The organism is Pallidibacillus thermolactis (assembly GCF_025660415.1).
Taxonomy (GTDB): Bacteria; Bacillota; Bacilli; order Bacillales; family Caldibacillaceae; genus Pallidibacillus; species Pallidibacillus thermolactis.
This window is the reverse complement of record NZ_JAOUSE010000026.1, coordinates 16,065-41,140: the sequence shown is the minus strand read 5'-3', so window position 1 is coordinate 41,140 and position 25,076 is coordinate 16,065. Positions and strand designations below refer to the sequence as shown.

Genomic DNA, 25,076 nt, shown 5'->3' with positions numbered 1-25,076 from the left:
AAACTGGACATGGAAAAGACCATGTCCAGCCTAAATAAGATAAGAATCTTAGAAAATGATGAGCAAAAAAAGACAAATCCCAACTCAAATGAAGCATTTGAGTTGGGGTTTGTCGACAGTCTGGAACAAGCTATAATGAATAGCTTGTTTTTTGTTTTCATAAACAAATTGTCAACTTAATTTTATGCTAAGAAAGGTTAATTAAGAAAAATAAACAATACATTCAAATATTTACTTGAATGTCCAGAGGGAACAGGAGTATAATATATTCAAATGAACACTTGAATGATAAAGGAGTGATAATAATGAGTAAAAACGATACCTGTGAAATTTATTGTTATGATGAAGAAAAGGTGAATCGAATACAAGGGGATTTACAATCAATTGACATTGTTGGTGTATCCCAAATGCTAAAAGCTATTGCAGATGAAAATAGAGCAAAAATCACCTACGCTTTGTGCCAAGATGAAGAACTATGTGTGTGCGATATAGCAAATATTGTAGGTGTTACTGTAGCGAATGCTTCTCATCATTTACGTACCCTCCATAAGCAAGGGATTGTGAAGTCCAGAAAAGAGGGAAAACTAGCATTTTATTCATTAGATGATGACCACATCAAACAGATAATGATGATTGCGTTAGCACATAAAAACGAGGTGGAAACCAATGTCTGATCAACAAGCAAAACTAAACGAACAAGAAATGAAAGCATATCGGGTTCAAGGATTAACTTGTACAAATTGTGCAGCTATTTTTGAAAATAATGTTAAAGAATTGCCGGGTGTTCAGGAAGCTAAAGTAAACTTTGGAGCATCTAAAGTTTATGTTCAAGGGAATACAACAATCGAGGAACTAGAAAAAGCAGGAGCATTTGAAAATTTAAAGATCCGAGATGAAAAAGAACAAAGAGTTGAACGTGAACCTTTCTGGAAGCAAAAGGAAAATATTAAGGTATATCTTTCTGCTATTTTGCTAGTAATTAGCTGGTATTTAGGAAAGCAATTTGGGGAAGAGCATATTTTTCCGACGATTGGTTATGCAGCATCTATTTTAATCGGTGGGTATTCGCTTTTTGTGAAAGGTCTTAAAAATCTAAGTAGATTAAATTTCGATATGAATACGCTTATGACTATTGCTATTATAGGAGCTGCGATCATTGGTGAATGGGGTGAAGGAGCAACAGTTGTTATCCTATTTGCAATTAGTGAAGCGTTAGAGCGTTATTCAATGGATAAAGCTCGTCAATCCATTGAATCATTAATGGATATTGCTCCAAAAGAGGCATTGATTCGTCGTGGAAATGAAGAAATGATGATTCATGTTGATGATATTCAAGTTGGAGATATAATGGTTGTTAAGCCCGGTCAAAAGTTAGCAATGGATGGAGTAGTGGTTAAAGGTACATCTACATTAAATCAGGCTGCGATTACAGGTGAAAGTGTACCAGTAACGAAAACGATAAATGATGAAGTATTTGCAGGAACCTTGAATGAAGAAGGGTTACTTGAGGTTAAAGTAACAAAACGAGTAGAAGATACTACCCTTTCAAAAATCATTCACTTGGTAGAAGAAGCCCAAGCAGAACGTGCCCCTTCTCAAGCGTTTGTCGATAAATTTGCAAAATACTATACACCAGCGATTGTGATACTAGCTCTTTTAATTGCAGTAGTACCACCATTATTTGGGGGAGACTGGAGCCAATGGATTTATCAAGGATTAGCTGTATTAGTGGTTGGGTGTCCTTGTGCCTTAGTAGTCTCAACTCCAGTTGCTGTTGTTACAGCAATAGGAAATGCAGCGAAAAATGGTGTTTTAATTAAAGGTGGTATTCATTTAGAAGAAGCAGGTCACTTAAAAGCAATTGCTTTTGATAAAACAGGAACATTAACAAAAGGGGTTCCGGTTGTAACAGACATTGTGACATCTGATGGAAATGATAACGAATTGATGACGATAGCAGCAGCTATTGAAAAGGGTTCTCAACATCCACTGGCTTCCGCAATTATAAGAAAAGCAGAAGAAAAGGGATTGAACTTTAATGGTGTGTCGATTGAAGAGTTCCAATCAATTACAGGTAAAGGCGTTAAAGCAAAAGTAAATAACGAAATGTATTATGTCGGAAGTCCAGCACTTTTTGAAGAATTGCATGGAAGCATTGTTAGTGATAAAAAACAAAATATTACTGAAATGCAAACTCAAGGTAAAACGGTAATGGTTTTGGGAACCGAAAAAGAGATCCTTTTGTTAATTGCCGTAGCAGATGAAATGAGAGAGTCGTCCAAAGAAGTCATCAGCAAATTGAATAATATTGGAATTGAAACAGTAATGCTAACAGGTGATAATCAAAGAACTGCAGCAGCAATCGGAAAACAAGTTGGTGTTTCGGAAATTAAAGCTGACTTACTTCCAGAAGATAAACTTAATTTCATTAAAGAACTTCGAGGAAAACATAAAAATGTGGGAATGGTCGGAGATGGCGTGAACGATGCTCCAGCACTTGCAGCATCTACCGTTGGTGTAGCGATGGGTGGTGCTGGAACTGATACAGCCTTAGAAACGGCTGACATCGCCTTAATGTCTGATGATTTGAGCAGATTACCATATACAATAAAATTAAGCCGTAAGGCTTTAGCTATCATCAAGCAAAACATTACCTTCTCTTTAGCAATTAAATTAGTGGCTCTACTGCTAGTAATGCCGGGTTGGTTAACGCTATGGATAGCAATATTTGCCGATATGGGAGCAACATTACTTGTAACATTAAACAGTTTGCGATTGCTAAAAGTAAAAGAATAGAATCATATGTAAAAGGGATAGCAGAACGTTATCCCTTTTTATGATAAAACTGTTATTTAGTTTTGGGTACCATTGGTGAATTGCATTTTATGTTTTTTCATCAATAAAAAGGGTTATTCTGAAAGAAATAAAAGGCAAAGATGAACAATGCGATTTGGAATGTAATGATTACCGGAATTCCATATTTGAATGATTTATGGTGGGTTTTATGCCGAAATCGCTTGCCGCCTAACAAAATCCCAACAGAGCCGCCCAACAACGCAATATTAAATAATGTTTTCTCTTTAATTCTCCACTCCCCTTTGATAGCCCTTTTTTTATCTCGGTACATCAAAACCATACCAACAGTATTAATGAAAAATAAATATGCAAATACAAGAAAAATCAATTCCAAATTAACCTCCATCTCATTCCTTTAAATCTCAATCATTTGAATTATGTAAAGGAGTTACATTTAATCAACTTCAAATAATTATAACCGAAATTTGAATAAGATTCGCTTTTATTGAGCGAGTACAAAAAAGGATAGAATAAAGGTCATATTATAAATGAAGATTTACATGAGTGAAAATTGTCCAATTTTTTATGTGAAAAAGAACACGATATTGAACTAATTTACCAATATTGATCCAATTAGTTTATCATATTAGAAAATAAAAATAGTTTTTTTGTCCAAAAGTAAAATGGACCTAATTTTACTAAAAAGCCAATAATAATCAAGTTCGAGTATGATTGTACAAAAATCCGACTTATCATAATCTTGGTATGTATATGTTTCGTCATAAAACAAAGCATATTTCTTTTAAATTTGGTCTGCCCCTTCTTGCTGTTCTACAAGTTTTGTTCTTTTTTTATTATATGAATGACGATTGGACGACCATTATATTACAATTTTATTAAAAGGCATATCCTAATTCTGTTTTGTATATTTTTATATAAATAGCGTAATTTTTTCATTGGATTCACTTAATCCCTCTGAAAAAATGCAGCAAGGTATCAAAACGGAATGGGAGGGTATGAAAATGGGTGAAAAGGTGGAATATGTCCTATCCGTCGTTCAGATGAGTGGTATACTTGCCCCGATCATTTTTATTATTTTTCATACTTTACGACAGTTTTTCTTTATCCCTGTCATTGTGGTTTGCTTTGCAGGTGGTTTGTTATTTGGCGCTGTTTTTGGGGCTATTTATTCGTTAATCGGTTTAACGCTATCAAGTTTTGTTGTTTATTTTTTGTTAAGGATTTTCCCGTCGTTCCATCAAAAAATACAACAGTTTAAAATGAAATGGTTTGGTCCATATGCCAATCTTACCACTGCACAAATTTCGGTATTAAAATTAGTTCCTTTTATGTATTACCAGTTACTTTGTTTCTGTCTAATGGAACGGAAAAAAGCATTCCACGAATATGCAATCGCTTCTTTTTATACAAATATACCAGTCGTTATTTTTTATACAGTGTTTGGTCAATTTTTTAAGCATTTTTCGCCGACGATGGGGATTGTATTCATAATTAGTTTAATGGTGTTAATAATAGCCTTTCGTGAAAAGTTTGTTGTGATCAAGTGGAAAGATTTTTTTAAAGCGACGTCGTAAACAAGTAACATCCATTAAACCAAAAAACTACCATATATGAAAATATTTTTTTCATATATGGTAGTTTTTTGTTTTAAGTATGATCTCTATATTTCGTTTTTTTAAATCGATATAAGAATGGATAGGTGCGACTTAGGCGTTTATAAAAAGAAGGCCCAATCACCTATAAGTTTTATTTAACGCTCATCCTGCCATGGCTTGTCCGGATTGTTATCATCATTGTTAAGAAACTCCTTGATTGGGCTTTTCCAATCGATTTCTGCTTTAGGATAATATTTTTGAATATGTTGCTCAATCGTTTTAAAGTCACTTTTTGTTAGCCCTTTTAGCGAAGCTACGTTTTTTGGGAAAACAAAGATTGATACAACTTCAAAAGCATCCGGTGTAGTTCCTAAATATTTTTCCCCTTCGAACAATACGCCTTTATAGGTCAACATAAAATTTTTTCTAACGTTGTTGGGGTCATCTAGAAAATAGAATCGTTTTTGTTCATGGGCCAATTCAAGTTTACGTTTTGGATGAAGGATATAACGGATTCCACTATAAATGAGCAATACGATTAATGCGATGACGACAATCCGTATGATTAATCCCATTTTTTCGCCTCCTACAAGACATAGTGATCATAAAGATAGAAATAAATAATGTTCTTGATATAAAATATACGAATGAGTTGAGAGGAGGTTTCATTTTTATATAATTTTGTTATAATTTTTTTAGCAAAATCATACGAAATAGGAGTTTGACCAATGACATATCAACTAAAAGTGAAACTTGTACATGAAGATGCGAAAATCCCTTTTTACGCAAACCCAGGCGATGCCGGGCTTGATTTATATTCAGTAGAAGAAAAAGTCATCCAACCTGGTGAGGCTGAACTGATTGCAACAGGCCTTGTCATCGAATTACCACAAGGAACAGAAGCACAAGTTAGACCAAGAAGTGGCTTAGCGTTGAAACATTGTGTAACAGTATTAAATAGTCCAGGAACAATCGATGAAGGCTATCGCGGTGAAATTAAAGTGATTTTAATTAATCACGGGAAAGCGCCTTTTAAAGTTGAAAAACAAATGCGCATTGCTCAAATGGTCATTGCGCCAGTTACACGGGTAGAAATTGAACAAGTGGAGGAACTGTCAGAAACATCCCGAGGTGAAGGTGGATTCGGTTCTTCAGGAATGAAATAATTTTAATAAGACGAAGGGCGTACCAAGTCATTAGAACTGGAGGGTACGCCCTTAAATTCTTTAGAGGACAACGTACCAAATGGACTTTTTTATTGAGCAATATTTAGATACTGCAAATGAAATGTAAAAAAATAATCGGACAAGACAATGGTAAAGGTGAAAAAATAGGATTATTTTAATAAATGGTATATAATACCATTGGTGGACTTGTTGTTTTTTGAGACGGAATTTTCAAAATTTATCAACCGTAAGTAGTTGATAGGCTTACGGTCTATTTATTAGAAATAAGGAGGGATTTTTTTGGTTCATCTAGATCCGACGTTAACAATGTTAAAAGATTTAACCGATGCGAAAGGGATTCCGGGAAATGAACGTGAGATTCGTGAAGTAGTAAAAAAATACATAACACCTTATGCCAATGAGATTACAACGGATGGATTAGGGGGCTTAATTGCGAAAAAAGAGGGGCAAGAAAACGGTCCTAAAATTATGCTGAGTTCGCATCTTGATGAAGTTGGCTTCATGGTTAAACATATTGATGATAAAGGGTTTATACGTTTTCAAACCGTTGGTGGTTGGTGGGGACAAGTGATGCTTGCCCAACGAGTGACGGTTGTTACATCAAAGGGAGATTCTATTACGGGTGTGATTGGTTCAAAACCACCGCATGTTTTATCAGCAGAGGCAAGAAAAAAGCCGTTTGAAATCAAGAATATGTTTATTGATATCGGTGCAACGAGTAAAGAAGAAGCGGAGTCATGGGGCGTCCGTCCAGGAGATATGATTGTTCCGTATTGTGAATTTACCGTAATGAAAAATGACAAGTTTTTATTAGCAAAAGCTTGGGATAACCGGATTGGCTGTGCCATTGTGATTGATGTATTAAAAAATTTACAAAAAGAGAACCATCCGAATACCGTTTACGGTGTTGCAACTGTACAAGAAGAAGTGGGCTTACGTGGGGCCAAAACAGCATCCTACAAAATTGAGCCAGATATCGGCATAGCCCTCGATGTTGGTACTGCTGGAGATACACCTGGAATGACGGAAAAAGAGTCGTTAAGTCGATTAGGTGAAGGTCCACAAATCATAGTTTACGACCATTCCCTTGTTTCCCATAGAGGATTACGAGAATTTGTCGTGGAAACCGCAGAAGCGTTAGGAATACCATATCAATTTGAAATGATTCCTGGAGGAGGTACCGATGCAGGCGCCATTAGTCTAACAAAAGCTGGTGTACCAGCCCTTGCAATTACAGTATCTACCCGTTATCTCCACTCCAATGCGAGTGTCATTCATCGTGATGATTATGAAAACACAGTGAAATTAGTAACTGAAGTTGTAAAACGGTTAGATTGGGATACGGTTAATACAATTAAATTTGATTAAGCGACGGTGGTCCTATTAAAAGGCACTAAAAAGGGGTTGACGTTGATGTCAGCCCCTTAATAAAAACTATTTTTTAATTTATAAAAATAGAATAAGTCCGTTTGTATTGAAATAATATGTTAGAATAATAGAATTTAAGCTAATAATTGATATTTATCTACATTTATCGCATCTTCATAATCCAATAACAGCCGATCAAAAATGGCTTCCCAAGTTTGTGTTAAAGCAAATTCACGTGCCTCCTTGCTCATACTTTGACGTAATCCTTCATCATGAAGTAATTTTTGTATTGCTGAAATAAAAGATTCAACATTTTTCGGTTCGCAAAGCATACCATTTACATTATGTTTTACTAAATTTTTAACTCCACCTGATTTTGCCCCAATGACAGGTGTTCCTGAAGCTAATGATTCAATGACGACATTCCCGAACGTTTCAGTCGCTGAAGGAAAGACGAATAAATCGGATGCCGAATAAACGGCAGCTAAATCTTTTCCGCTTAAAAAACCGGTGAAAGTCATATTTGATGGTGCTTGTGCCATCATTTCTTCCTTAGAAGGACCGTCACCAACGACAAGCCACCGCACATCACCTTTTAAATCATAAGGTAGTTGATTGGCAATTTTTAACAACGTGTCGATATCTTTTTCCGGTGCTAAGCGACTTACAAAGGATAAAATATACTTTTCTTTAATATTATATTTCTCGCGAATTTTTTCTTGTGAGTAATTTGGGGTGTATAACTCACAATCAACGCCACCCGGCCAAATATGCAAGTTCGTAAATCCCTTTTTCCTTAACGATTCGATCGTATCATAGGATGGAACGAAAATTTTGCGAAATGGTTTATGAAACCAACGCATATATCGCCATAAAATTTTTGATAAAAATTGAATATCGTAGTATTGGAGATATTTATCAAAATTTGTATGATACGAACCGACGAGCGGGATATTCATTTTTTTAGCATAATGCAACCCACAAAGACCGACATTGAATTCCGTTGCAATATGAATTATATCAGGCTGAAACTCTTGTAATGCTTGTTTCACACGCAACATGTTTGGTAAGGCTAATCGACATTCTGGATAGAAAAATAGGGGTAAACTTTTAAACCGATGAACTTGACTTGAAAATCTCGTTTCCTTTGAACTTTTCGGTGCAAAGACAATATACTCATGCCCTTTTTCCTCTAAGTAGTCCGTAAAATGCTTCAACGTAATAGCAACCCCGTTTACATCAGGGACATAAGTGTCCGTAAAGATTGCAATTCTCATTCAATCCCCCCAAGCTATTACCATATAAACAAGTATAACTCTTTTTTGATTAAATAGTATTAATCTTTTGTAAATATTAAAAAATGCTTTATTAGCTACTAGTATATTCAGCAAATTAAAAGTTACAACTCAATATGGCTTATTTTACTAAAACAATTGACCCTATTTCTCCAACATAAAAACCCTTAAAACTTTTTAGAGTTTCTTGTTCATTTTTTATACGTTCTTGAAAACATTAGGTTTCATTTGCTTGACAATTTTATCACGTTTTAGTTGAAATTAACAGTTCCTGAAATAAAAATAATAACGCTATAGAATAATTCATGGCCACGATCAGAAATTTGAATCTCAACTAAATGTACTTCCCATAATTGGGAATGGCTTTTTCATCGAAATGTAAAACGAGTTCTTGAAGTCCAGTTGATAGCTCCTCACCACTCATTGGTACTCCGTGTCCTGTAAGGGCAACTTTAGGACTTAGGTCAGCTAACTTTGCAGCAGATTGTTTTGCGAGTTTCCAGTCTGTTGTAAAATATCGGGGCGGTCCGTTAATTTCTTGTTTTTGTATAATTACTTTGTAAAGTGAGTCTTGACGTACCGTTACGAAGGCATCTCCGGCAATTAGTGTTTGATCACTTTCACGGAAAAAGGAGATATGTCCTTCAGAATGCCCTGGTGTATGAACCCACTTCCAATCCGGAAGATGAGGTACTTCACAGTTTGCTGGGATTTCTTTTAAATATGGGCTGATATTGATTCCTTTATTTGGAAATATGGGCGAGAGTTTAGCTACTAGCCCACCTTCAACCGACCCATCAGGTTCAGGATAATTTTTTTGCCCGGTTAAGTAAGGCATTTCTAACGGATGTGCATATACGGGTACGTTCCATAGAGTGACGAGTTGTTCAATCGCACCAACATGATCAAAATGTCCGTGGGTTAAGAGAATTGCTTCAGGCTTTGCATTTTCCCCGAATTTTTCATAGAGCATGGAAAGAATTGTTTCTTCTGAACCAGGCATGCCACAATCAACAAGAACAAATCCGCCACTTATTGTTTCAATGATGGCGATATTGACGATTTGAATTGTGAAAGAATGTACTCCAGGCGCAACCGTTTGAAACAAGCCACTTGATAAAGATGTAAAAGGGAGTAACTTACCTTGCATCGTGTTGCTTAATTCATAATCTTCTTTATGTTCCATTGATTTTCCTCCTTTTTGAAAAATTGAAAGCTGAATTTAGGACGATCTCGAAAAAGGTTGTTTGAAGTTGTAAAGAACTCTGAAATTAGAGGTGTATCATCGAAAAACTTTGTACACAACAAATAAAAGGGGAACGAACAATGATAAAATGTTCCCCACAACAACCCTTATCTTTTTAATCCCTCTTCTAACGTTTCTAACATCATCTGTCTTTTCTGTTGATCGGCGTTTAGCCAAATGACTTCAAATAACACGCCGAGACCCGGTAGCATTTTTTCTTCACCAACTTGAATCGCATCAACAATTGTATCTTCTAACTGTTCTTGTGTATTACCAGAAACATTTTGTATAATAGCATGACGTAAATTAAAATTCATTAACGAAACCTCCTGTAATATTGGTCATTGTTATTGTTTTCTTCTTTTTCATGTAATATGTATATAGAATTCGGTATAATGAAGAAAGTCTACAGGCTATAGTGATAATGATTATAAGGAAATGTTGAAAAGGGGATCCGAAGTGAATTTAATTCAATCAGCAAAAAATGAAAAAGTAAAACATTGGAAAAAATTGTTAACGAGAAAAGAGCGGGACAAAACCGGTTTATTCCTTGTTGAAGGGGAACATCTTGTTTTCGAAGCAAAGGCGGCAGGAGTAATCGAAGAAATTATTGTTACGGAACAATATTACCCAAAATTGCCAAAAGCAAAGTTCGGTAATGATGAAGTATATGTCATCGCTAATAATATTGAAAGATTAATTTCTGATACAGAAACACCACAAGGTATTTTTGCTATATGTAAACAAGGAGCGGCAACAGATATAAAAGGAACACGTTTCCTGCTTATTGATGCAGTTCAAGATCCAGGAAATGTCGGAACGATGATCCGTACTGCTGATGCAGCTGGTTTCGATGCGGTTGTGTTAGGTGTAGGGAGTGTGGATCCATACAATCCAAAGGTGCTTCGTTCTGCACAAGGAAGTCATTTTCATTTGCCAATTGTTCGGGGCAACCTGAATGAATGGATTGAGCAACTAAAGGAAAAGGACATCCCAGTTTACGGTACAGCTTTACAAAACGCCGTGTCAATGTATGAAGTGGAAATTGGTCCTTCTTTTGCCTTGATTGTTGGTAATGAAGGACAAGGTGTAGATGAACAATTATTAGAAAAAACAAATCAAAATTTATATATCCCGATCTTTGGTAAAAGTGAATCACTAAATGTCGCTGTCGCAGCAGGTATATTAATGTACTATTTAAGGGGAAAATGATTATTAAGCTGTAAAAAAATAGCATCTAACACGCAGTTTTTTATACAAATTGTGACAAAACCTGTTGAATTTTACATACAAATGTTGCGAATTTTACAGTCAATCTATATAATATTAAGTAAATCTTATGTATGGATAATATTTCTATAATTAAATAAATTGATCAGTAATGATTAGGGCAAGTAGTTTAGGGCCTTCTATTTCAGGGAGAAAATGCCGTGACTGAAAGCATTTTCAATAGAAGCTAAACGAAATTTCACCCTATGAACTCTCAATCGGGACCACAAGTTTTTTGTGTAAAGATTGAGCGGGAAGACCGTTAACAAATGAAGTGGATTCAATTCATATGTATCGATTGAATCAATAAGGGTGGTACCGCGAAGTAAACCTCGTCCCTTTTTGTGGATGAGGTTTTTTTGTATGGAAAATTTTTGTACATGCAAGTGGCAAATACATGGATAAAAGGAGGATTTAAAATGAAGGAACGTTTAGAAGAGCTTAAACAGGAAGCGTTAGGAAAAATAGAAAGTAGTCAAAGTTTAAAAGAACTGAACGATGTGCGTGTCGCATATTTAGGGAAAAAAGGTCCGATTACGGAAGTATTACGAGGTATGGGGAAGCTTGCCCCGGAAGAACGTCCAGTTATCGGAGCGTTAGCTAATGAAGTACGGGCCGCCATCCAAGAACAAATTGAAGCGAAACAAAAAATATTAGAAGAAAAGGTCATTGCCGAAAAGCTACAAAAAGAATCGATTGACATTACGTTACCAGGACGTCCGATTGTTCAAGGCAATCACCATCCGTTAACAAAGATTATCGAAGAAGCTGAAAATTTATTCATTGGCCTCGGCTATACCATTGCGGAAGGTCCAGAAGTGGAAACGGATTATTACAACTTTGAAGCATTAAACTTACCGAAGGACCACCCAGCACGGGATATGCAAGATAGTTTTTATATATCTGAAGAATTGCTTTTACGTACACATACATCACCAATGCAAGCAAGAACTATGGAAAAACATGAAGGGAAAGGACCGGTTAAAATTATTGTACCTGGAAAAGTGTATCGTCGTGATGATGATGATGCGACACACTCCCATCAATTTATGCAAATTGAGGGGCTTGTGGTTGATGAAGGAATTCGTATGAGTGATTTAAAAGGTACGTTAGCATTATTTGCGAAAAAGATGTTTGGTGAAGAACGTGATATTCGTTATCGTCCAAGTTTCTTCCCATTCACTGAACCTTCTGTTGAAATTGATATTTCTTGTAAAATTTGTCATGGCGACGGTTGTAGTGTCTGTAAAGGAACCGGTTGGATTGAAATCTTAGGCGGGGGCATGGTTCATCCGAACGTCCTTCGTATGAGCGGATTCGATCCTGAAAATTATACTGGTTTCGCCTTTGGAATCGGTGTGGAACGGATTGCAATGTTACGATATGGAATCGATGATATCCGTCATTTCTATACAAACGATGTTCGATTCTTAAAACAATTTTCACCGGTGGAATCTAATTAAATTGAAAATCTGGATTTTTTAAAAAATGAGGAGGTAAATCAATGTACGTTTCATATAAATGGCTTCAAGACTATGTTGATTTAACAGGCATTAGTCCGGAAGAGCTAGCTGAAAAAATTACCCGTACCGGCATTGAAGTTGAAGATGTTGAGAAAAAAGGTGAAAAGCTAAAGAAGATTGTGGTTGGACATGTATTAACATGTGAAGATCACCCGAATTCAGATCATCTTCATCTCTGTCAAGTCGATATCGGTGAGGAAGAGCCTGTGCAAATTGTTTGCGGTGCACCGAATGTTGCAGCAGGACAAAAGGTTATCGTTGCGAAAGCTGGAGCACGAATTGCAGGAAATGTCAAAATTAAAAAGGGGAAAATCCGCGGAGAAGTCTCACACGGAATGATTTGTTCGTTACAAGAACTTGGATTTGATGGTAAAGTTGTTCCAAAAGAATATGCAGATGGAATTTTTGTTTTACCGGAAGATGCAGAAGTTGGAGCAGATGCCCTTTCCTTACTTAATTTAGACGATGCTGTATTAGAATTAAGTATAACTGCTAACCGTGCCGATTGTATGAGTATGCTTGGCGTTGCGTATGAAACAGCAGCGATTTTCGGAAAAGAAGTGAAATTGCCGGAAGCGACTGTTTCCGAGACGAATGAACAAGCACGTGATTATATTTCCGTCCGTGTCGAGTCTGAAGATTCACCGATTTATACAGCGAAAGTTATTAAAAATGTAAAAATTGGTCCATCACCACTTTGGTTACAAAACAAATTAATGGCAGCCGGAATTCGTCCACATAATAATGTCGTGGATATTACAAACTACGTCTTATTAGAGTACGGTCAACCATTACACGCTTTTGACTATGACCGTTTTGGCTCGAAGGAAGTACTTGTACGGAAAGCATATGAAGGAGAAAAAATGGTTACGTTAGATGGTACAGAACGTACATTACGCCAAGAAGATTTAGTCATTACAAATGGAAAAGAACCTGTCGCCTTAGCTGGAGTCATGGGTGGATTAGATTCAGAAGTAAAAGATGATACGACAACGATATTGCTTGAATCTGCCTACTTTAACGGTACATCCATTCGGAGAACATCACGTTATCATGGGTTACGGAGTGAAGCAAGTAGCCGATTTGAAAGAGGAATCGACCCAACGAGAGTACGTCAAGCTTCCGAACGGGCTGCCGCTTTAATTGCGGAACTTGCAGGTGGTGAAGTTCTAGAAGGGACGGTAGCGCATGAAGAACTTCGTGTTGAACCAGTAACTGTAAAAGTAGATCGAACGAAAATAAACCGGTTCTTAGGAACAGATTTAAGTATAAAAGAAGTAGAAGACATGATTCAAAAACTGCAATTTGAGTATACGTTAGATAATGAAACATTTGTTGTTCATATACCGAGTCGCCGCTGGGATATTTCCATTCCAGAGGATATGTATGAAGAAATTGCGCGCATCTATGGATATGATAAGATTCCAACAACCTTACCGGTTGGTGCGCAAACTTTAGGTCATTTAACACCATATCAACAAAAACGTCGAGTTGTTCGCGAAGTGTTAGAAGGTGCAGGACTTTTACAAGCAACTACTTATTCCTTAACAAGTAAAGAAAAATTTGGTCAATTTGCTTTACAACCTGCAGAGCCCGTTCAATTATCGATGCCGATGAGTGAAGAACATGCCATTTTACGAGATACGTTGATACCTCATTTATTAGATTCTATTTCTTATAACCGTGCGCGGAAAAATAGTGATGTTGGGTTATATGAGATTGGAAAAGTATTCTACGGAAAAGGTGCTCATGTACAACCAGAAGAAGTGGAGCATTTAGCGGTAGCGTTAACGGGGTTATACGTGAACCATCCTTGGCAAGGTGAAAAAGTACCGGTTGACTTCTATACAGTAAAAGGAATTTTAGAAGCGTTGTTTGAACGGTTACAATTAGCAGGCATCCGTTATGAAAAAGCTGAAATCGATGGCATGCACCCAGGACAAACGGCAAAAATATATGTCAACGATGAAGTAGTGGGATTTTTAGGTAAAGTCCATCCAACTCGTGAAAAAGAATATGATGTTAAAAATGTATTCGTCTTTGAACTCGATTTAGAAAAACTAATAAATATGAAATCTCCATTCCTATCGTATACAACGATTCCAAAATTCCCAGGTATTACCCGGGATATAGCACTTGTCGTCGATCAAACACAAACCGCAGGTGAGTTAAAAGATATTATCGTTTCTGCTGGCGGCAAATTACTTAAAGAAGTCAATGTGTTTGATGTGTATGTCGGTGATAAAGTACCAGAAAATAAAAAATCTGTTGCTTTCACACTAAAATATTCAGACCCAGAAAGAACGTTAACCGATGATGAAGTCAATCAAGTTCATGAAAACGTCGTTGCAGCTTTACAATCGGCTGGAGCCGAATTGAGAATGTAATTGTTACAATAATATGAAGCAGCTGTTTATACTACAGCTGCTTTTCTTTTTTAGTTGTAATGCTGGAGTTTATGGTCAAAATGTCTTTTATCGGTGTCATGCAATAGATAAACTCCTTTCTTTTGAGTATTAAGAATTAATTACGATTTTACTTTTCCCTTCCCATTTTATTTTTGTTCATGATATGATAGTAAAAGGATTCTGACGAATGGAGGAATAATATTGTCAGAGGAACGGAAAAATCGGATTACTGTCGAAATTCTTGGCCAGCAATATGTCATTATTGGAAAAGAATCACCCAATCATATTAGACATGTTGCGACTACCGTTGATGAGAAAATGAAGGAAATTCGTAATAAAAATACCTTTTTAGATACGAATCAATTGGCCGTATTAACTGCTGTAAATGCAGTCAATGAATATATAAAATTAAAAGAGAAATATGATAGATTACAAGAAAGGTTAAATCAACTAGAATCAGATACGAATCAATAGTTTGGAGCTACTTTAAAGAAATGACAAAAAGGGTTGACTGACATGTTAAGTATAATCATTATCTTTTTATTACTGATTGGATGTATTGTGGGACTTCGAAGAGGTTTCATACTTCAAGCAATACATTTAGTTGGATGGATTATCGCATTTATTGTGGCCTTTATTTACTATGATGATTTAGCTAGCCGACTGACATTATGGATCCCGTATCCGGCCATTGGTGAAAATACAGCGTTACAAGTTTTATTAGATGCGGTTAATGCAGAAGCTGCTTTTTATAATGGAGTAGCATTCTTTCTCATTTTTATTGCTGTGAAGATTATTCTGCAAATTATTGGTTCGATGTTGACATTCGTTACCAATATTCCCGTTTTAAGACAATTAAACTTATGGTTAGGTGGTATATTAGGATTTCTAGAAACGTACTTATTCATCTTTATTCTGTTATATATGGCAGCACTAATTCCAATCGAACAAGTGCAGGATTATATCGAAGGTTCTTGGGTTGCAAAAGGGATTGTTAATAATACTCCAGTATTTTCACAACAAATTTATGAGTTATTTTTTCGTAAGTAATGAAATAATGAAGCAGATATGAGGCTGGCCTAATTTTGGATCAGTCTCATTTTTTGCCTTCTAAAAGAAGGAACAAAAGATGGCAGTTATTTTCAGATTGTCAGAAAAAATGATAAAGTATAAAAGGATATACTAAAAAATAAAATTCGGAACTTATTAAACAGGTGATCAGAGTGAAACGTAATGTTGACAAAAAAGATGTTATTCGTCATTTAGAAACGATTGCGATTTATATGGAATTAAAGGGTGAAAATCCATTTAAAATACAAGCCTTCCGAAAAGCTGCAAGAACTATTGAACTCGATGAACGGACGATTGAAGATATAGAAGATTTTACGTCCTTACCAGGTATTGGAAAAGGAACAGGTGCAATTATTCAAGAATTTATTGAAAATGGCAATACAGATGTATTAAAATCCCTAAAGGAAGAAGTGCCGAAGGGATTAATTCCTTTACTTCAAATTCCAGGCTTAGGCGGAAAAACTATTGCCAAACTTTACCAAGAACTCGGAATTACAAACGTCAATGAGTTAAAGAAAGCTTGTGAAGATGGAAGCGTATCGGGATTAAAAGGATTTGGAAAAAAGAAAGAGGAAAAAATTTTAGCTGAAATTGAAAATCTCGGTTCAAGACCAGACCGGTATGCTCTTGCAGATATGTTACCAATTGTCAATTGGATCGAAGAACAACTTACTCAATTTGAAGGGATCGAAAAATATTCCCGTGCAGGTAGTGTACGTCGCGTAAGAGAAACTGTAAAAGATTTGGATTTCATCATAGCAACGAATCACGTACATAAGGTAAAAGAACAATTAACCCAGCTTCCAAATATAAAAGAAATTACAAATGACGGAGATACGAAGGTATCGATTGTTTTTACCTTCGATGTTGATGTGTCAGCTGATTTTCGTTTAGTATTGCCAGAACAGTTTGCAACGACTTTACATCATTTTACAGGATCTAAGGATCATAATGTTCGTATGCGACAAATCGCGAAGGAGCGGAACGAAAAAATTAGTGAATATGGAGTTGAACAATTAGGTTCTGGTGAAGTTCTTACCTTCCAATCGGAAGAACAATTTTACAGACACTTTCATTTACCATGGATTCCACCTGAAGTTCGCATCGACGGAACGGAAATTGATCGGGTGGATGAATTGGACAAATTAATTGCCACTGATGATATTCGTGGTGATTTGCATATGCATACAACTTGGAGCGACGGTGCCCATTCCATTGAAGAAATGATTGAAGCTTGCCGAAGAAAAGGGTATGAATATATGGCCATTACGGACCATTCACAAAACTTACGAGTAGCCAACGGTCTAACGCCTGACAGGTTGAAAAAACAAATTGACATCATTCGTGAACTTAATGAAAAATATGATGACATTACCATTTTAGCCGGGTCAGAAATGGATATTTTACCAGATGGAACATTGGATTTTTCAGATGACATTTTAGCTGAATTAGATTTTGTTATTGCATCCATCCATACGGCATTTGGTCAAAGTCAAGAATTAATAATGAAGCGGTTAGAAGCAGCCTGTCGGAATCCTTATGTTCATATGATCGCCCATCCAACAGGGAGAAAAATCGGTGCACGCGATGGCTATAATGTAGATGTTGAACGTCTACTTCAATTAGCAAAAGAAACGAATACGATCCTTGAACTAAATGCGAATCCAAGACGATTAGATTTACGGACAGACTTTCTTATTCAAGCCCAAAAAGCCGGTGTTCACTTGATGATTAATACGGACAGTCACCAATCCATGACATTAAGCTATATGGAAATAGGTGTAAAATATGCTCGGAAGGCTTGGATTTATAAAAATACAATTGTCAATACAATGACAAAAGATGAACTGTTCACATGTTTATCGAAAAAGAGAGCGTAATTTCAAACAATAAACAGAAATGAAAGGAGTATAGATCTCCGTGAATAATAAAGCAATTGAGACTTTAGAATTTCATAAAATACGTCAACAGTTGACAACCTTTGCATCATCTAGTTTAGGAAGGGAATTGGCAGAAAAATTAACCCCTTCTACCGATTTTACGGAAATCGTGCGGTTACAAGAAGAAACAGATGAAGCTGCAAAGGTGCTTCGGTTAAAAGGGCATGTCCCCCTTGGTGGGGTATTTAATATTTTGCCTCATGTAAAGCGTGCTGAAATCGGTAGTATGCTACATCCGGATGAGTTTGTTGAAATTGCAAGTACCATTCGTGCCAGTCGGATTCTGAAAACATTTTTAGGGGAACTCGTCGAAGAAGAGGATGTAAGCTTACCAATTTTACAAGAATATGGTGAAAATTTGAATCCTCCGACGGAGTTGTACCGTATAATTACTAGTGCCATTAGTGAAAATGGCGATGTATTAGACAGTGCAAGTGAAAAGTTACGTTCACTTCGTACCCAGATTCGTAGCTTAGAAGGCAGGGTACGGGAAAAATTAGAAAACATTATTCGTTCATCAAGTGCACAAAAGATGTTATCAGATGCGATCATTACGATCCGTAACGACCGATTTGTTATTCCTGTTAAACAAGAATACAGATCCCATTTTGGTGGAATGGTGCATGACCAATCTTCTTCCGGTCAAACATTATTTATCGAACCGCAATCGATCGTTCAACTGAATAATGAATTACATCAAACAAAGATGAAAGAACAAGCTGAAATTCAACGTATTTTAACGGAATTGTCAACGAAAACGGCAACTTATAGTGAGGAACTTAAACAATTAGTTTCAATTTTACGCGAGCTCGACTTTATGTTTACGAAGGCAAAATTTGGTGCTTCAATGAAAGCAACAAAACCAATGATGAATAATGATGGTGTTATCCGCTTGTTCCGTGCTCGACATCCATTTATACCGATAGATGAAGTTGTGGCCAACGATATCGAATTAGGAAAGGACTTTACAACGATTGTTATAACAGGTCCTAATACAGGTGGAAAAACCGTTACACTTAAAACCGTCGGATTAATTACGTTAATGGCCCAGGCTGGATTACAAATTCCAGCACAAGATGGTTCCGAAGTTGCTGTTTTTGAATCGGTTTTTGCTGATATTGGTGATGAACAGTCGATTGAACAAAGTTTAAGTACCTTTTCATCCCATATGGTGAATATTGTAGAAATTCTACGTCATGTAGATAGTAATAGCCTTGTTTTATTTGATGAATTAGGGGCAGGAACCGATCCACAAGAAGGAGCTGCCTTAGCAATGTCCATCCTAGATGAAGTACATCGTCGAGGGGCGCGAGTCATTGCAACAACCCACTATCCAGAGTTGAAGGCCTACAGTTATAACCGAGATGGTGTAACAAATGCCAGCGTGGAATTTGATATCGAGTCATTGAGTCCAACCTATCGTTTATTAATTGGGGTTCCAGGACGAAGCAATGCTTTTGAGATATCGAAACGACTCGGTTTATCCAATGATATTATCGAAAATGCAAAAACCCATATTCATGTAGAATCAAACAAAGTCGATAACATGATAGCTTCCTTAGAAAGAAGCACACGCCTGGCGGAGAAAGAAGAGGAAGAAGCGAAAGATCTTTTAAAAGCAGCAGAGAAACTGCATAAAGACTTACAAAAGGCGATGATTGAGTTTTATAACAAAAAAGACGAACTGTATGAACAGGCACGACAAGAAGCGAAATCGATCGTAAGGAATGCAGAACGTGAGGCCGAAGAAATTATTCGAACCTTACGGCAAATGCAATTGGAAAAAGGTGCCGAAATTAAGGAACATGAACTCATTGAAGCAAGAAAGCGCCTTGAAGGTGTTGTACCAGAAGCGAAACAAGATCGACATCCGCCAATAAAGAAAAAAGTAAAACAAGATTTCAAACCTGGTGACGAGGTGAAAGTTTTATCCTTCGATCAAAAAGGCCATTTAATCGAACGTGTATCTGAAAATGAATGGCAAGTTCAAATCGGCATTATAAAGATGAAAGTCGAGGAAGATGACCTAGAATTAATTAAAAGTAAACCAAAAAAAGAGACACAGCACATTGCATCAATTAAAGGTAAAGAATATCATGTCGGATTAGAACTGGATTTACGTGGTGAACGTTATGAGGATGCCCTTGTTCGACTTGAAAAATATATTGACGATGCGCTACTTGCGGGTTATCCACGGGTATCCATCATTCACGGAAAGGGTACAGGAGCACTGCGGACCGGTGTACAAAATTACTTGAAAAACCATCGTCAAGTCAAATCTTTCCACTTTGGAAATGCGAATGAAGGCGGAACAGGTGTAACAATCGTAGAGTTTAAATAGATTAATTCCAAAAATTAAGAGGGATATTGGATGGAAAAGTTTTGGGAAAGTGAACTAGTCAATCATGCCGCTAACTATGGCGTAGCTATCCTATGTACACTTGTTTTCCTAGCAATCTTTGAGCTTGTAACAAAATATGATAACTGGGAACAAATAAAGAAAGGGAATATGGCTGTTGCCATGGCGACCGGTGGAAAAATTTTCGGGATATTGAATATTTTTCGCTACTCAATTCTACATAACGATTCGTTATTCGTTATGATTGGATGGGGTTGTTTCGGATTTTTCCTTTTGATTATTGCCTATTTTATCTTTGAATTTTTAACCCCGAAATTTAAGGTTGACGAGGAAATTGGAAAAGGGAACCGTGCCGTAGGTTTTATTTCAATGGTAATTTCCGTCGGTCTTTCTTATGTAATCGGTGCCGGAATTATGTAAGAAATAAAAAATGGGGGAGAGGAACCTGGAAAAATTAGGGAAAATCTTAATTGCTTGTTGTATCGTATTTTTCCTTTGGGGTTGTGTTTATTTGTTATTAAATTAACTTAACTTAAAATTATATCGTTCGAAAGTAATCCTTACTCTTTTAATAGCGTAAGGATTACTTTTTACTTTTTTAAATATGCAGACTTTTTCAAATTAAAAAGATTGTAAACGTTGTCAAGATTCGATAGAATATCTATAGTGAACAATTTGAATGTTCAAAATGTTCAAAGGGGAGGGGAAATATGGAAAATAAACCATGGGTACAACATTATCCAGAAACAATACCTGAAGAAATTGAAATTGCGGAAAAATCCTTGCAACAATTTTTAGTGGAAACCGCCAAAAAGTACCCGACAAAAGCTGCAATTCATTTCAATGGAAAAGAAATGACATTTAACGAAATATATGAATCGGCTTTGAAATTGGCCAATTATTTAAAAGGGCTAGGGATTAAAAAAGGGGATCGTGTAGGTATCATGCTACCGAATACACCACAATCGTTCATTTGCTTTTTTGGGGTCATGTTTGCTGGTGGTGTTGTTGTTCAAACGAATCCGATGTATACGGAAAGAGAAGTTGCTTATCAAATGAAAGACTCGGGTGCAAAGGTAATTATTGCGTTAGATATTTTATACCCAAGAATTACAAAAGTAAAAAACGAAACCGATCTAGAACATATTATTATTACGGCCATTAAAGACTACTTACCATTTCCGAAAAATTTGATTTATCCATTTATCCAGAAGAAGCAATACGGATTTTCGGTAAAAGTCGAGCATGCCGGTAATGTCCATCTACTTACTGAAATTATGAAAACTTCAACATTGGAAGATCCGATTGTTGAAGTTGACTTTGAAAACGACCTTGCCATATTACAATATACAGGTGGAACGACAGGTTTTCCAAAAGGGGTTATGTTAACACATAAAAACTTAGTTTCCAACGCCAAAATGTGTGAAGCCTGGTTATATAAATGTGAAGAAGGTAAGGAAGTTGTTTTAGGTGCGTTGCCCTTTTTCCATGTATATGGGATGACGACCGTATTAATTTTGTCCGTCATGCAAGGTTCGAAAGTTGTGCTGATTCCGAAGCCAGAACCTGAAGTATTGTTAAAAGCAATTCAAAGTCAAAAAGTGACGATGTTTCCAGGTGCACCAACCATGTACATTGGTTTATTAAATCATCGGAATTTACAAAAATATGATTTATCATCAATCGACTCTTGTATAAGCGGCTCTGCTTCATTACCAGTTGAAGTTCAAGAACAATTTGAACAATTAACCGGTGGGAAACTTGTGGAAGGTTATGGTTTAACAGAAGCTTCACCAGTGACCCATGCCAACCTAGTATGGGATGGTGAACGAATTAAAGGTAGCATTGGCATTCCTTGGCCTAATACATTAGCAGAAATCAGGTCATTGGAAACCGATGAAACACTCCCTCCAGGTGAAGTAGGAGAATTAGTAATTAAAGGCCCACAAGTGATGAAAGGTTACTGGAATCGTCCTGAGGAAACGGCGAAAACCCTCCGTGACGGTTGGTTATATACAGGAGATCTAGGTTATATGGATGAAAAAGGATATTTTTACATTGTCGATCGCAAAAAAGATATGATTATCGCCAGCGGATTTAATATATATCCAAGAGAGATTGAAGAGGTGTTATATGAACATCCGGCGGTCCAAGAGGCAGTGGTAGCTGGAGTCCCTGATTCATATCGTGGTGAAACCGTAAAAGCTTATATTGTACTTAAAGAAGGTCACTCAGTTACGGAAAAAGAGATGGACAAATATGCCAGAAAACATTTGGCTGCCTATAAAGTACCAAGATTATATGAATTCCGTGATGAATTGCCTAAGACAACCGTTGGCAAAATCTTGCGTCGCCAATTAGTAGAAGAGGAACGGAAAAAGGTGGAAAATCAAGAGGGGGAGAAAAAGGCCTAATATTATAGTTAAAAATTTTGCGAAAAGGAAACTTCTAGGGCCCTTTTTTTTATTCATAAGTTGGACAAGTGAGATAAGATGGTATTTGACAAAAACTTTCAGGTCTTTTAATATAAGAATATGAATGATTATTCATTCATATTTCATTCTTTCCAACATAGAAAAATACAAAATAAAGTCGAAGGTGAAAGAGTATTGAAAAACAACCAAAAACCAAAATATAAGCAAATTATCGATGCCGCTGTAATCACAATTGCTGAAAATGGATACCATCAATGTCAAGTTTCAAAGATCGCAAAACAAGCTGGAGTAGCTGATGGTACGATTTATTTATATTTCAAAAATAAAGAAGATATATTAATATCTTTATTTAAAGAAAAAATGCAACAATTTATTCAAAATTTATCTGAAATTATAGCAGGAAAAAATACAGCTGCGGAGAAATTATTATTATTAGTAGAAAATCATTTTCGCATCTTATCAGAAGATCATGCTTTAGCTATTGTTACACAACTTGAATTACGTCAAACAAATAAAGAATTACGTCTGAAAATTAACGATATTTTAAAAGGGTATTTACAACTGATTGATAACATTTTAGAAGAAGGAATTCAAAATGGTGAATTTGCCCCAGCATTAGATATCCGTTTAACAAGACAAATGATTTTTGGAACGATAGATGAGACAGCAACTAATTGGGTGATGAATGACCATAAATATGATTTAGTCAGCTTAGCTCCAAAAATCCATCAGTTACTCATTCATGGGTGTGGGAATCACCATTAATATCTGACTATTCCTATTTATATTTCTTTCTTAAATATTCGAGAAAATTATTGCTCAAAAATTTTTATTTAAGACCTATACAAGGTTAAAAAATGACTTGTTTAGAGACAGAGTCTTCTCTGTTTTCTAATAGATGATCCTATGAATCTATTAAATGGAAAAGGGGATGGGAGATGGAATTTTTAAATCAAGAAATCGTCAACAAGACAGCTGTACTTACAATAAACCACCCTCCTGCCAACGCATTAGCAGGTGCTGTCATATCCGAACTCGATCATATGTTAAATGAGATCGAAACAAATGATCAAGTTCGTGTCATTGTCCTTAAAGGGGAAGGAAGATTCTTTTCTGCCGGTGCTGATATTAAAGAGTTTACAAGCATAGATTCAGAGAAGAACGCTGCAGAGTTGGCCACTAAAGGCCAAAAACTTATGGACCGCATCGAAAATTTTCCTAAACCAATTATAGCGGCCATTCACGGTGCCGCATTAGGTGGCGGATTAGAGCTTGCCATGAGTTGTCATATACGCATTGTTAGTGAAACGGCAAAGCTCGGATTACCAGAGCTATCCTTAGGAATTATACCAGGATTTGCCGGAACACAAAGACTACCAAAATATGTTGGAACCGCAAAAGCGGCTGAAATGATGTTAACTGCAGAACCGGTTTCAGGGGTAGATGCTGTGAAAATCGGTCTTGCCAACATCGCTGTTCCAGAGGAAAAGCTATTGGATGAAGCGATGAAATTGGCTAAGAAAATTGAAATGAAAAGTCCTTCAACCATTAAAGCCATATTAAATCTATTAACATATGCAAAGACTGAACAATTTGCCAAAGGTGTTGAGGCAGAAGCGAAAGCATTTGGCGAGGTATTTCAAACAGAAGATGCTACAGAAGGGATTAACGCTTTTTTAGAAAAAAGACAGCCAAATTTCACGGGGAAATAAAGTAAGTATTTTTTATATACGAACAAACAATGTAAGGGGGATGTTTGATGAACATTTACGTTTTATTGAAAAGAACTTTTGACACTGAAGAAAAAATAACGATTACAGGTGGCAGAATTGATGAAGACGGCGCTGAGTTCATTATTAACCCATATGATGAATATGCCGTAGAAGAGGCAATCCAAGTCCGTGACGAACATGGTGGAGAAGTCACAGTTATAACAATCGGTGGAGAAGATGCCGAGAAACAACTGCGTACAGCCCTGGCCATGGGTGCAGATAAAGCGGTTTTAATAAATGTAGAAGATGACTTAGAAATAAAAGATCAATATACGACTGCAAAAATTTTAGCAACATACCTTGAGGATAAAGATCCGGATTTAATTCTTGCAGGAAATGTAGCCATTGATAATGGTACAGGACAAGTAGGGCCAAGAGTGGCCGATTTATTAGGAATTCCTTATGTGACCACCATTACCGATTTGAAAATTGACGGAGAAAAAGTCACTGTTGTAAGAGATGTGGAAGGTGACGAAGAAACAATCGAAACAACACTACCACTGCTTGTGACAGCACAACAAGGGTTAAATGAACCAAGATATCCGTCATTACCGGGGATTATGAAAGCGAAAAAGAAACCGTTAGAAGAATTAGAATTAGATGATCTTGATTTAGATGAAGATGACGTTGAAGCAAAAACGAAAACGATCGAAGTCTTCCTACCGCCACAAAAATCCGAGGGTAAAATTTTAGAAGGTGAACTTGCAGATCAAGTGAAAGAATTGGTGTCTTTACTTCATAACGACGCAAAGGTAATTTAAACTTTAATACGTTTACGAACAGGAGGGTTT

Annotated in this window: 23 protein-coding genes and 1 other annotated feature; of the genes, 18 read left to right on the top strand and 5 right to left on the bottom strand. The window is 36.4% G+C overall.

Annotated elements, in window-relative coordinates:
* From OEV82_RS09490 to OEV82_RS09480, 3 genes are all read left to right on the top strand, one after another.
* Positions 1-180 (top strand): hypothetical protein (locus OEV82_RS09490; RefSeq protein WP_263061741.1); only part of this gene is annotated, 180 nt, incomplete at its 5' end.
* Between the two features lie 125 nt (positions 181-305).
* Positions 306-674 (top strand): ArsR/SmtB family transcription factor, encoded by a 369-nt coding sequence (locus OEV82_RS09485; RefSeq protein WP_263061740.1) that lies wholly within the window; start codon positions 306-308, stop codon positions 672-674.
* Complete coding sequence (locus tag OEV82_RS09480) at positions 667-2,796, top strand: heavy metal translocating P-type ATPase (protein ID WP_263061739.1); 2,130 nt, start codon at positions 667-669, stop codon at positions 2,794-2,796. Before OEV82_RS09485 ends, OEV82_RS09480 begins: the two co-directional genes overlap by 8 nt.
* Positions 2,797-2,896: 100 nt before the next feature.
* On the opposite strand, the gene OEV82_RS09475 is transcribed toward OEV82_RS09480, so the two are convergent.
* Entirely contained in the window at positions 2,897-3,190 is a 294-nt protein-coding gene (locus tag OEV82_RS09475) for a DUF1294 domain-containing protein (protein WP_263061738.1), read from the bottom strand.
* A 628-nt stretch (positions 3,191-3,818) separates the two neighbouring features.
* On the opposite strand from OEV82_RS09475, the gene OEV82_RS09470 reads away from it, so the two are divergent.
* Positions 3,819-4,391, top strand: a complete 573-nt coding sequence (locus tag OEV82_RS09470) for a TVP38/TMEM64 family protein (RefSeq protein WP_263061737.1) — start codon at positions 3,819-3,821, stop codon at positions 4,389-4,391.
* A 176-nt stretch (positions 4,392-4,567) separates the two neighbouring features.
* On the opposite strand, the gene OEV82_RS09465 is transcribed toward OEV82_RS09470, so the two are convergent.
* Positions 4,568-4,987 carry a sigma-w pathway protein ysdB gene (locus tag OEV82_RS09465; RefSeq protein ID WP_173662418.1) on the bottom strand — a complete coding sequence of 140 codons (420 nt, stop codon included), beginning with the start codon at positions 4,985-4,987 and terminating at the stop codon, positions 4,568-4,570.
* A 153-nt stretch (positions 4,988-5,140) separates the two neighbouring features.
* Between OEV82_RS09465 and dut the strand changes: the two genes are divergently transcribed.
* Together dut and OEV82_RS09455 are read left to right on the top strand one after the other, a co-directional pair.
* On the top strand, positions 5,141-5,578 hold the full coding sequence (dut, locus tag OEV82_RS09460) for a dUTP diphosphatase (RefSeq protein ID WP_173662417.1): 438 nt from the start codon (positions 5,141-5,143) through the stop codon (positions 5,576-5,578).
* Between the two features lie 300 nt (positions 5,579-5,878).
* Positions 5,879-6,967, top strand: coding sequence for a M42 family metallopeptidase (locus OEV82_RS09455; protein WP_263061736.1), 1,089 nt, complete (start codon positions 5,879-5,881; stop codon positions 6,965-6,967).
* A gap of 134 nt (positions 6,968-7,101) precedes the next feature.
* On the opposite strand, the gene OEV82_RS09450 is transcribed toward OEV82_RS09455, so the two are convergent.
* The 3 genes from OEV82_RS09450 to sspI form a co-directional block, all read right to left on the bottom strand.
* Positions 7,102-8,244, bottom strand: coding sequence for a glycosyltransferase family 4 protein (locus tag OEV82_RS09450; protein WP_263061734.1), 1,143 nt, complete (start codon positions 8,242-8,244; stop codon positions 7,102-7,104).
* Positions 8,245-8,596: 352 nt separating this feature from the next.
* Positions 8,597-9,448 (bottom strand): MBL fold metallo-hydrolase, encoded by an 852-nt coding sequence (locus OEV82_RS09445; protein ID WP_263061733.1) that lies wholly within the window; start codon positions 9,446-9,448, stop codon positions 8,597-8,599.
* 167 nt (positions 9,449-9,615) lie between these two features.
* A complete protein-coding gene (gene sspI, locus OEV82_RS09440; RefSeq protein WP_161919870.1) occupies positions 9,616-9,825 on the bottom strand; it encodes a small acid-soluble spore protein SspI in 210 nt (69 codons plus the stop codon).
* A gap of 142 nt (positions 9,826-9,967) precedes the next feature.
* Here sspI and OEV82_RS09435 point away from each other — a divergent pair, with 142 nt between their 5' ends.
* The 12 genes from OEV82_RS09435 (at position 9,968) to OEV82_RS09380 (ending at position 25,046) form a co-directional block, all read left to right on the top strand.
* Entirely contained in the window at positions 9,968-10,720 is a 753-nt protein-coding gene (locus OEV82_RS09435; RefSeq protein WP_263061732.1) for a TrmH family RNA methyltransferase, read from the top strand.
* 160 nt (positions 10,721-10,880) lie between these two features.
* Positions 10,881-11,120: a binding site (T-box leader), on the top strand.
* A 76-nt stretch (positions 11,121-11,196) separates the two neighbouring features.
* Positions 11,197-12,240: a phenylalanine--tRNA ligase subunit alpha gene (gene pheS, locus OEV82_RS09430; RefSeq protein ID WP_173662412.1), complete on the top strand. Its 1,044-nt coding sequence runs from the start codon at positions 11,197-11,199 to the stop codon at positions 12,238-12,240.
* Between the two features lie 41 nt (positions 12,241-12,281).
* Positions 12,282-14,687: a phenylalanine--tRNA ligase subunit beta gene (gene pheT, locus OEV82_RS09425; protein ID WP_263061731.1), complete on the top strand. Its 2,406-nt coding sequence runs from the start codon at positions 12,282-12,284 to the stop codon at positions 14,685-14,687.
* Between the two features lie 222 nt (positions 14,688-14,909).
* The gene (gene zapA, locus OEV82_RS09420; protein WP_263061730.1) at positions 14,910-15,182 is read left to right on the top strand and encodes a cell division protein ZapA; all 273 of its coding nucleotides are present in this window, start codon (positions 14,910-14,912) and stop codon (positions 15,180-15,182) included.
* 42 nt (positions 15,183-15,224) lie between these two features.
* Positions 15,225-15,758 carry a CvpA family protein gene (locus OEV82_RS09415; protein ID WP_173661941.1) on the top strand — a complete coding sequence of 178 codons (534 nt, stop codon included), beginning with the start codon at positions 15,225-15,227 and terminating at the stop codon, positions 15,756-15,758.
* Between the two features lie 173 nt (positions 15,759-15,931).
* Positions 15,932-17,659, top strand: coding sequence for a DNA polymerase/3'-5' exonuclease PolX (polX, locus tag OEV82_RS09410; RefSeq protein WP_263061729.1), 1,728 nt, complete (start codon positions 15,932-15,934; stop codon positions 17,657-17,659).
* A gap of 40 nt (positions 17,660-17,699) precedes the next feature.
* Positions 17,700-20,060 carry an endonuclease MutS2 gene (locus tag OEV82_RS09405; protein ID WP_263061728.1) on the top strand — a complete coding sequence of 787 codons (2,361 nt, stop codon included), beginning with the start codon at positions 17,700-17,702 and terminating at the stop codon, positions 20,058-20,060.
* Positions 20,061-20,090: 30 nt separating this feature from the next.
* Positions 20,091-20,498: a DUF350 domain-containing protein gene (locus OEV82_RS09400; protein WP_173661947.1), complete on the top strand. Its 408-nt coding sequence runs from the start codon at positions 20,091-20,093 to the stop codon at positions 20,496-20,498.
* A gap of 290 nt (positions 20,499-20,788) precedes the next feature.
* A complete protein-coding gene (locus tag OEV82_RS09395; RefSeq protein ID WP_263061727.1) occupies positions 20,789-22,492 on the top strand; it encodes a long-chain-fatty-acid--CoA ligase in 1,704 nt (567 codons plus the stop codon).
* Between the two features lie 195 nt (positions 22,493-22,687).
* Positions 22,688-23,278, top strand: a complete 591-nt coding sequence (locus tag OEV82_RS09390) for a TetR/AcrR family transcriptional regulator (RefSeq protein WP_446686435.1) — start codon at positions 22,688-22,690, stop codon at positions 23,276-23,278.
* A 173-nt stretch (positions 23,279-23,451) separates the two neighbouring features.
* Entirely contained in the window at positions 23,452-24,225 is a 774-nt protein-coding gene (locus OEV82_RS09385) for an enoyl-CoA hydratase (protein ID WP_263061726.1), read from the top strand.
* Between the two features lie 47 nt (positions 24,226-24,272).
* Entirely contained in the window at positions 24,273-25,046 is a 774-nt protein-coding gene (locus OEV82_RS09380; protein ID WP_173661955.1) for an electron transfer flavoprotein subunit beta/FixA family protein, read from the top strand.
* Positions 25,047-25,076: the final 30 nt, after the last annotated feature.

Excerpts from the sequence above, each read along its gene's own strand:
- OEV82_RS09485 (WP_263061740.1), top strand. The coding sequence starts at position 306 with ATGAGTAAAAACGATACCTGTGAAATTTATTGTTATGATGAAGAAAAG.
- OEV82_RS09480 (WP_263061739.1), top strand. The coding sequence starts at position 667 with ATGTCTGATCAACAAGCAAAACTAAACGAACAAGAAATGAAAGCATAT.
- OEV82_RS09470 (WP_263061737.1), top strand. The coding sequence starts at position 3,819 with ATGGGTGAAAAGGTGGAATATGTCCTATCCGTCGTTCAGATGAGTGGT.
- OEV82_RS09465 (WP_173662418.1), bottom strand. The coding sequence starts at position 4,987 with ATGGGATTAATCATACGGATTGTCGTCATCGCATTAATCGTATTGCTC.
- dut (WP_173662417.1), top strand. The coding sequence starts at position 5,141 with ATGACATATCAACTAAAAGTGAAACTTGTACATGAAGATGCGAAAATC.
- OEV82_RS09450 (WP_263061734.1), bottom strand. The coding sequence starts at position 8,244 with ATGAGAATTGCAATCTTTACGGACACTTATGTCCCTGATGTAAACGGG.
- OEV82_RS09445 (WP_263061733.1), bottom strand. The coding sequence starts at position 9,448 with ATGGAACATAAAGAAGATTATGAATTAAGCAACACGATGCAAGGTAAG.
- sspI (WP_161919870.1), bottom strand. The coding sequence starts at position 9,825 with ATGAATTTTAATTTACGTCATGCTATTATACAAAATGTTTCTGGTAAT.
- pheS (WP_173662412.1), top strand. The coding sequence starts at position 11,197 with ATGAAGGAACGTTTAGAAGAGCTTAAACAGGAAGCGTTAGGAAAAATA.
- pheT (WP_263061731.1), top strand. The coding sequence starts at position 12,282 with ATGTACGTTTCATATAAATGGCTTCAAGACTATGTTGATTTAACAGGC.
- OEV82_RS09415 (WP_173661941.1), top strand. The coding sequence starts at position 15,225 with ATGTTAAGTATAATCATTATCTTTTTATTACTGATTGGATGTATTGTG.
- OEV82_RS09400 (WP_173661947.1), top strand. The coding sequence starts at position 20,091 with ATGGAAAAGTTTTGGGAAAGTGAACTAGTCAATCATGCCGCTAACTAT.
- OEV82_RS09395 (WP_263061727.1), top strand. The coding sequence starts at position 20,789 with ATGGAAAATAAACCATGGGTACAACATTATCCAGAAACAATACCTGAA.
- OEV82_RS09385 (WP_263061726.1), top strand. The coding sequence starts at position 23,452 with ATGGAATTTTTAAATCAAGAAATCGTCAACAAGACAGCTGTACTTACA.
- OEV82_RS09380 (WP_173661955.1), top strand. The coding sequence starts at position 24,273 with ATGAACATTTACGTTTTATTGAAAAGAACTTTTGACACTGAAGAAAAA.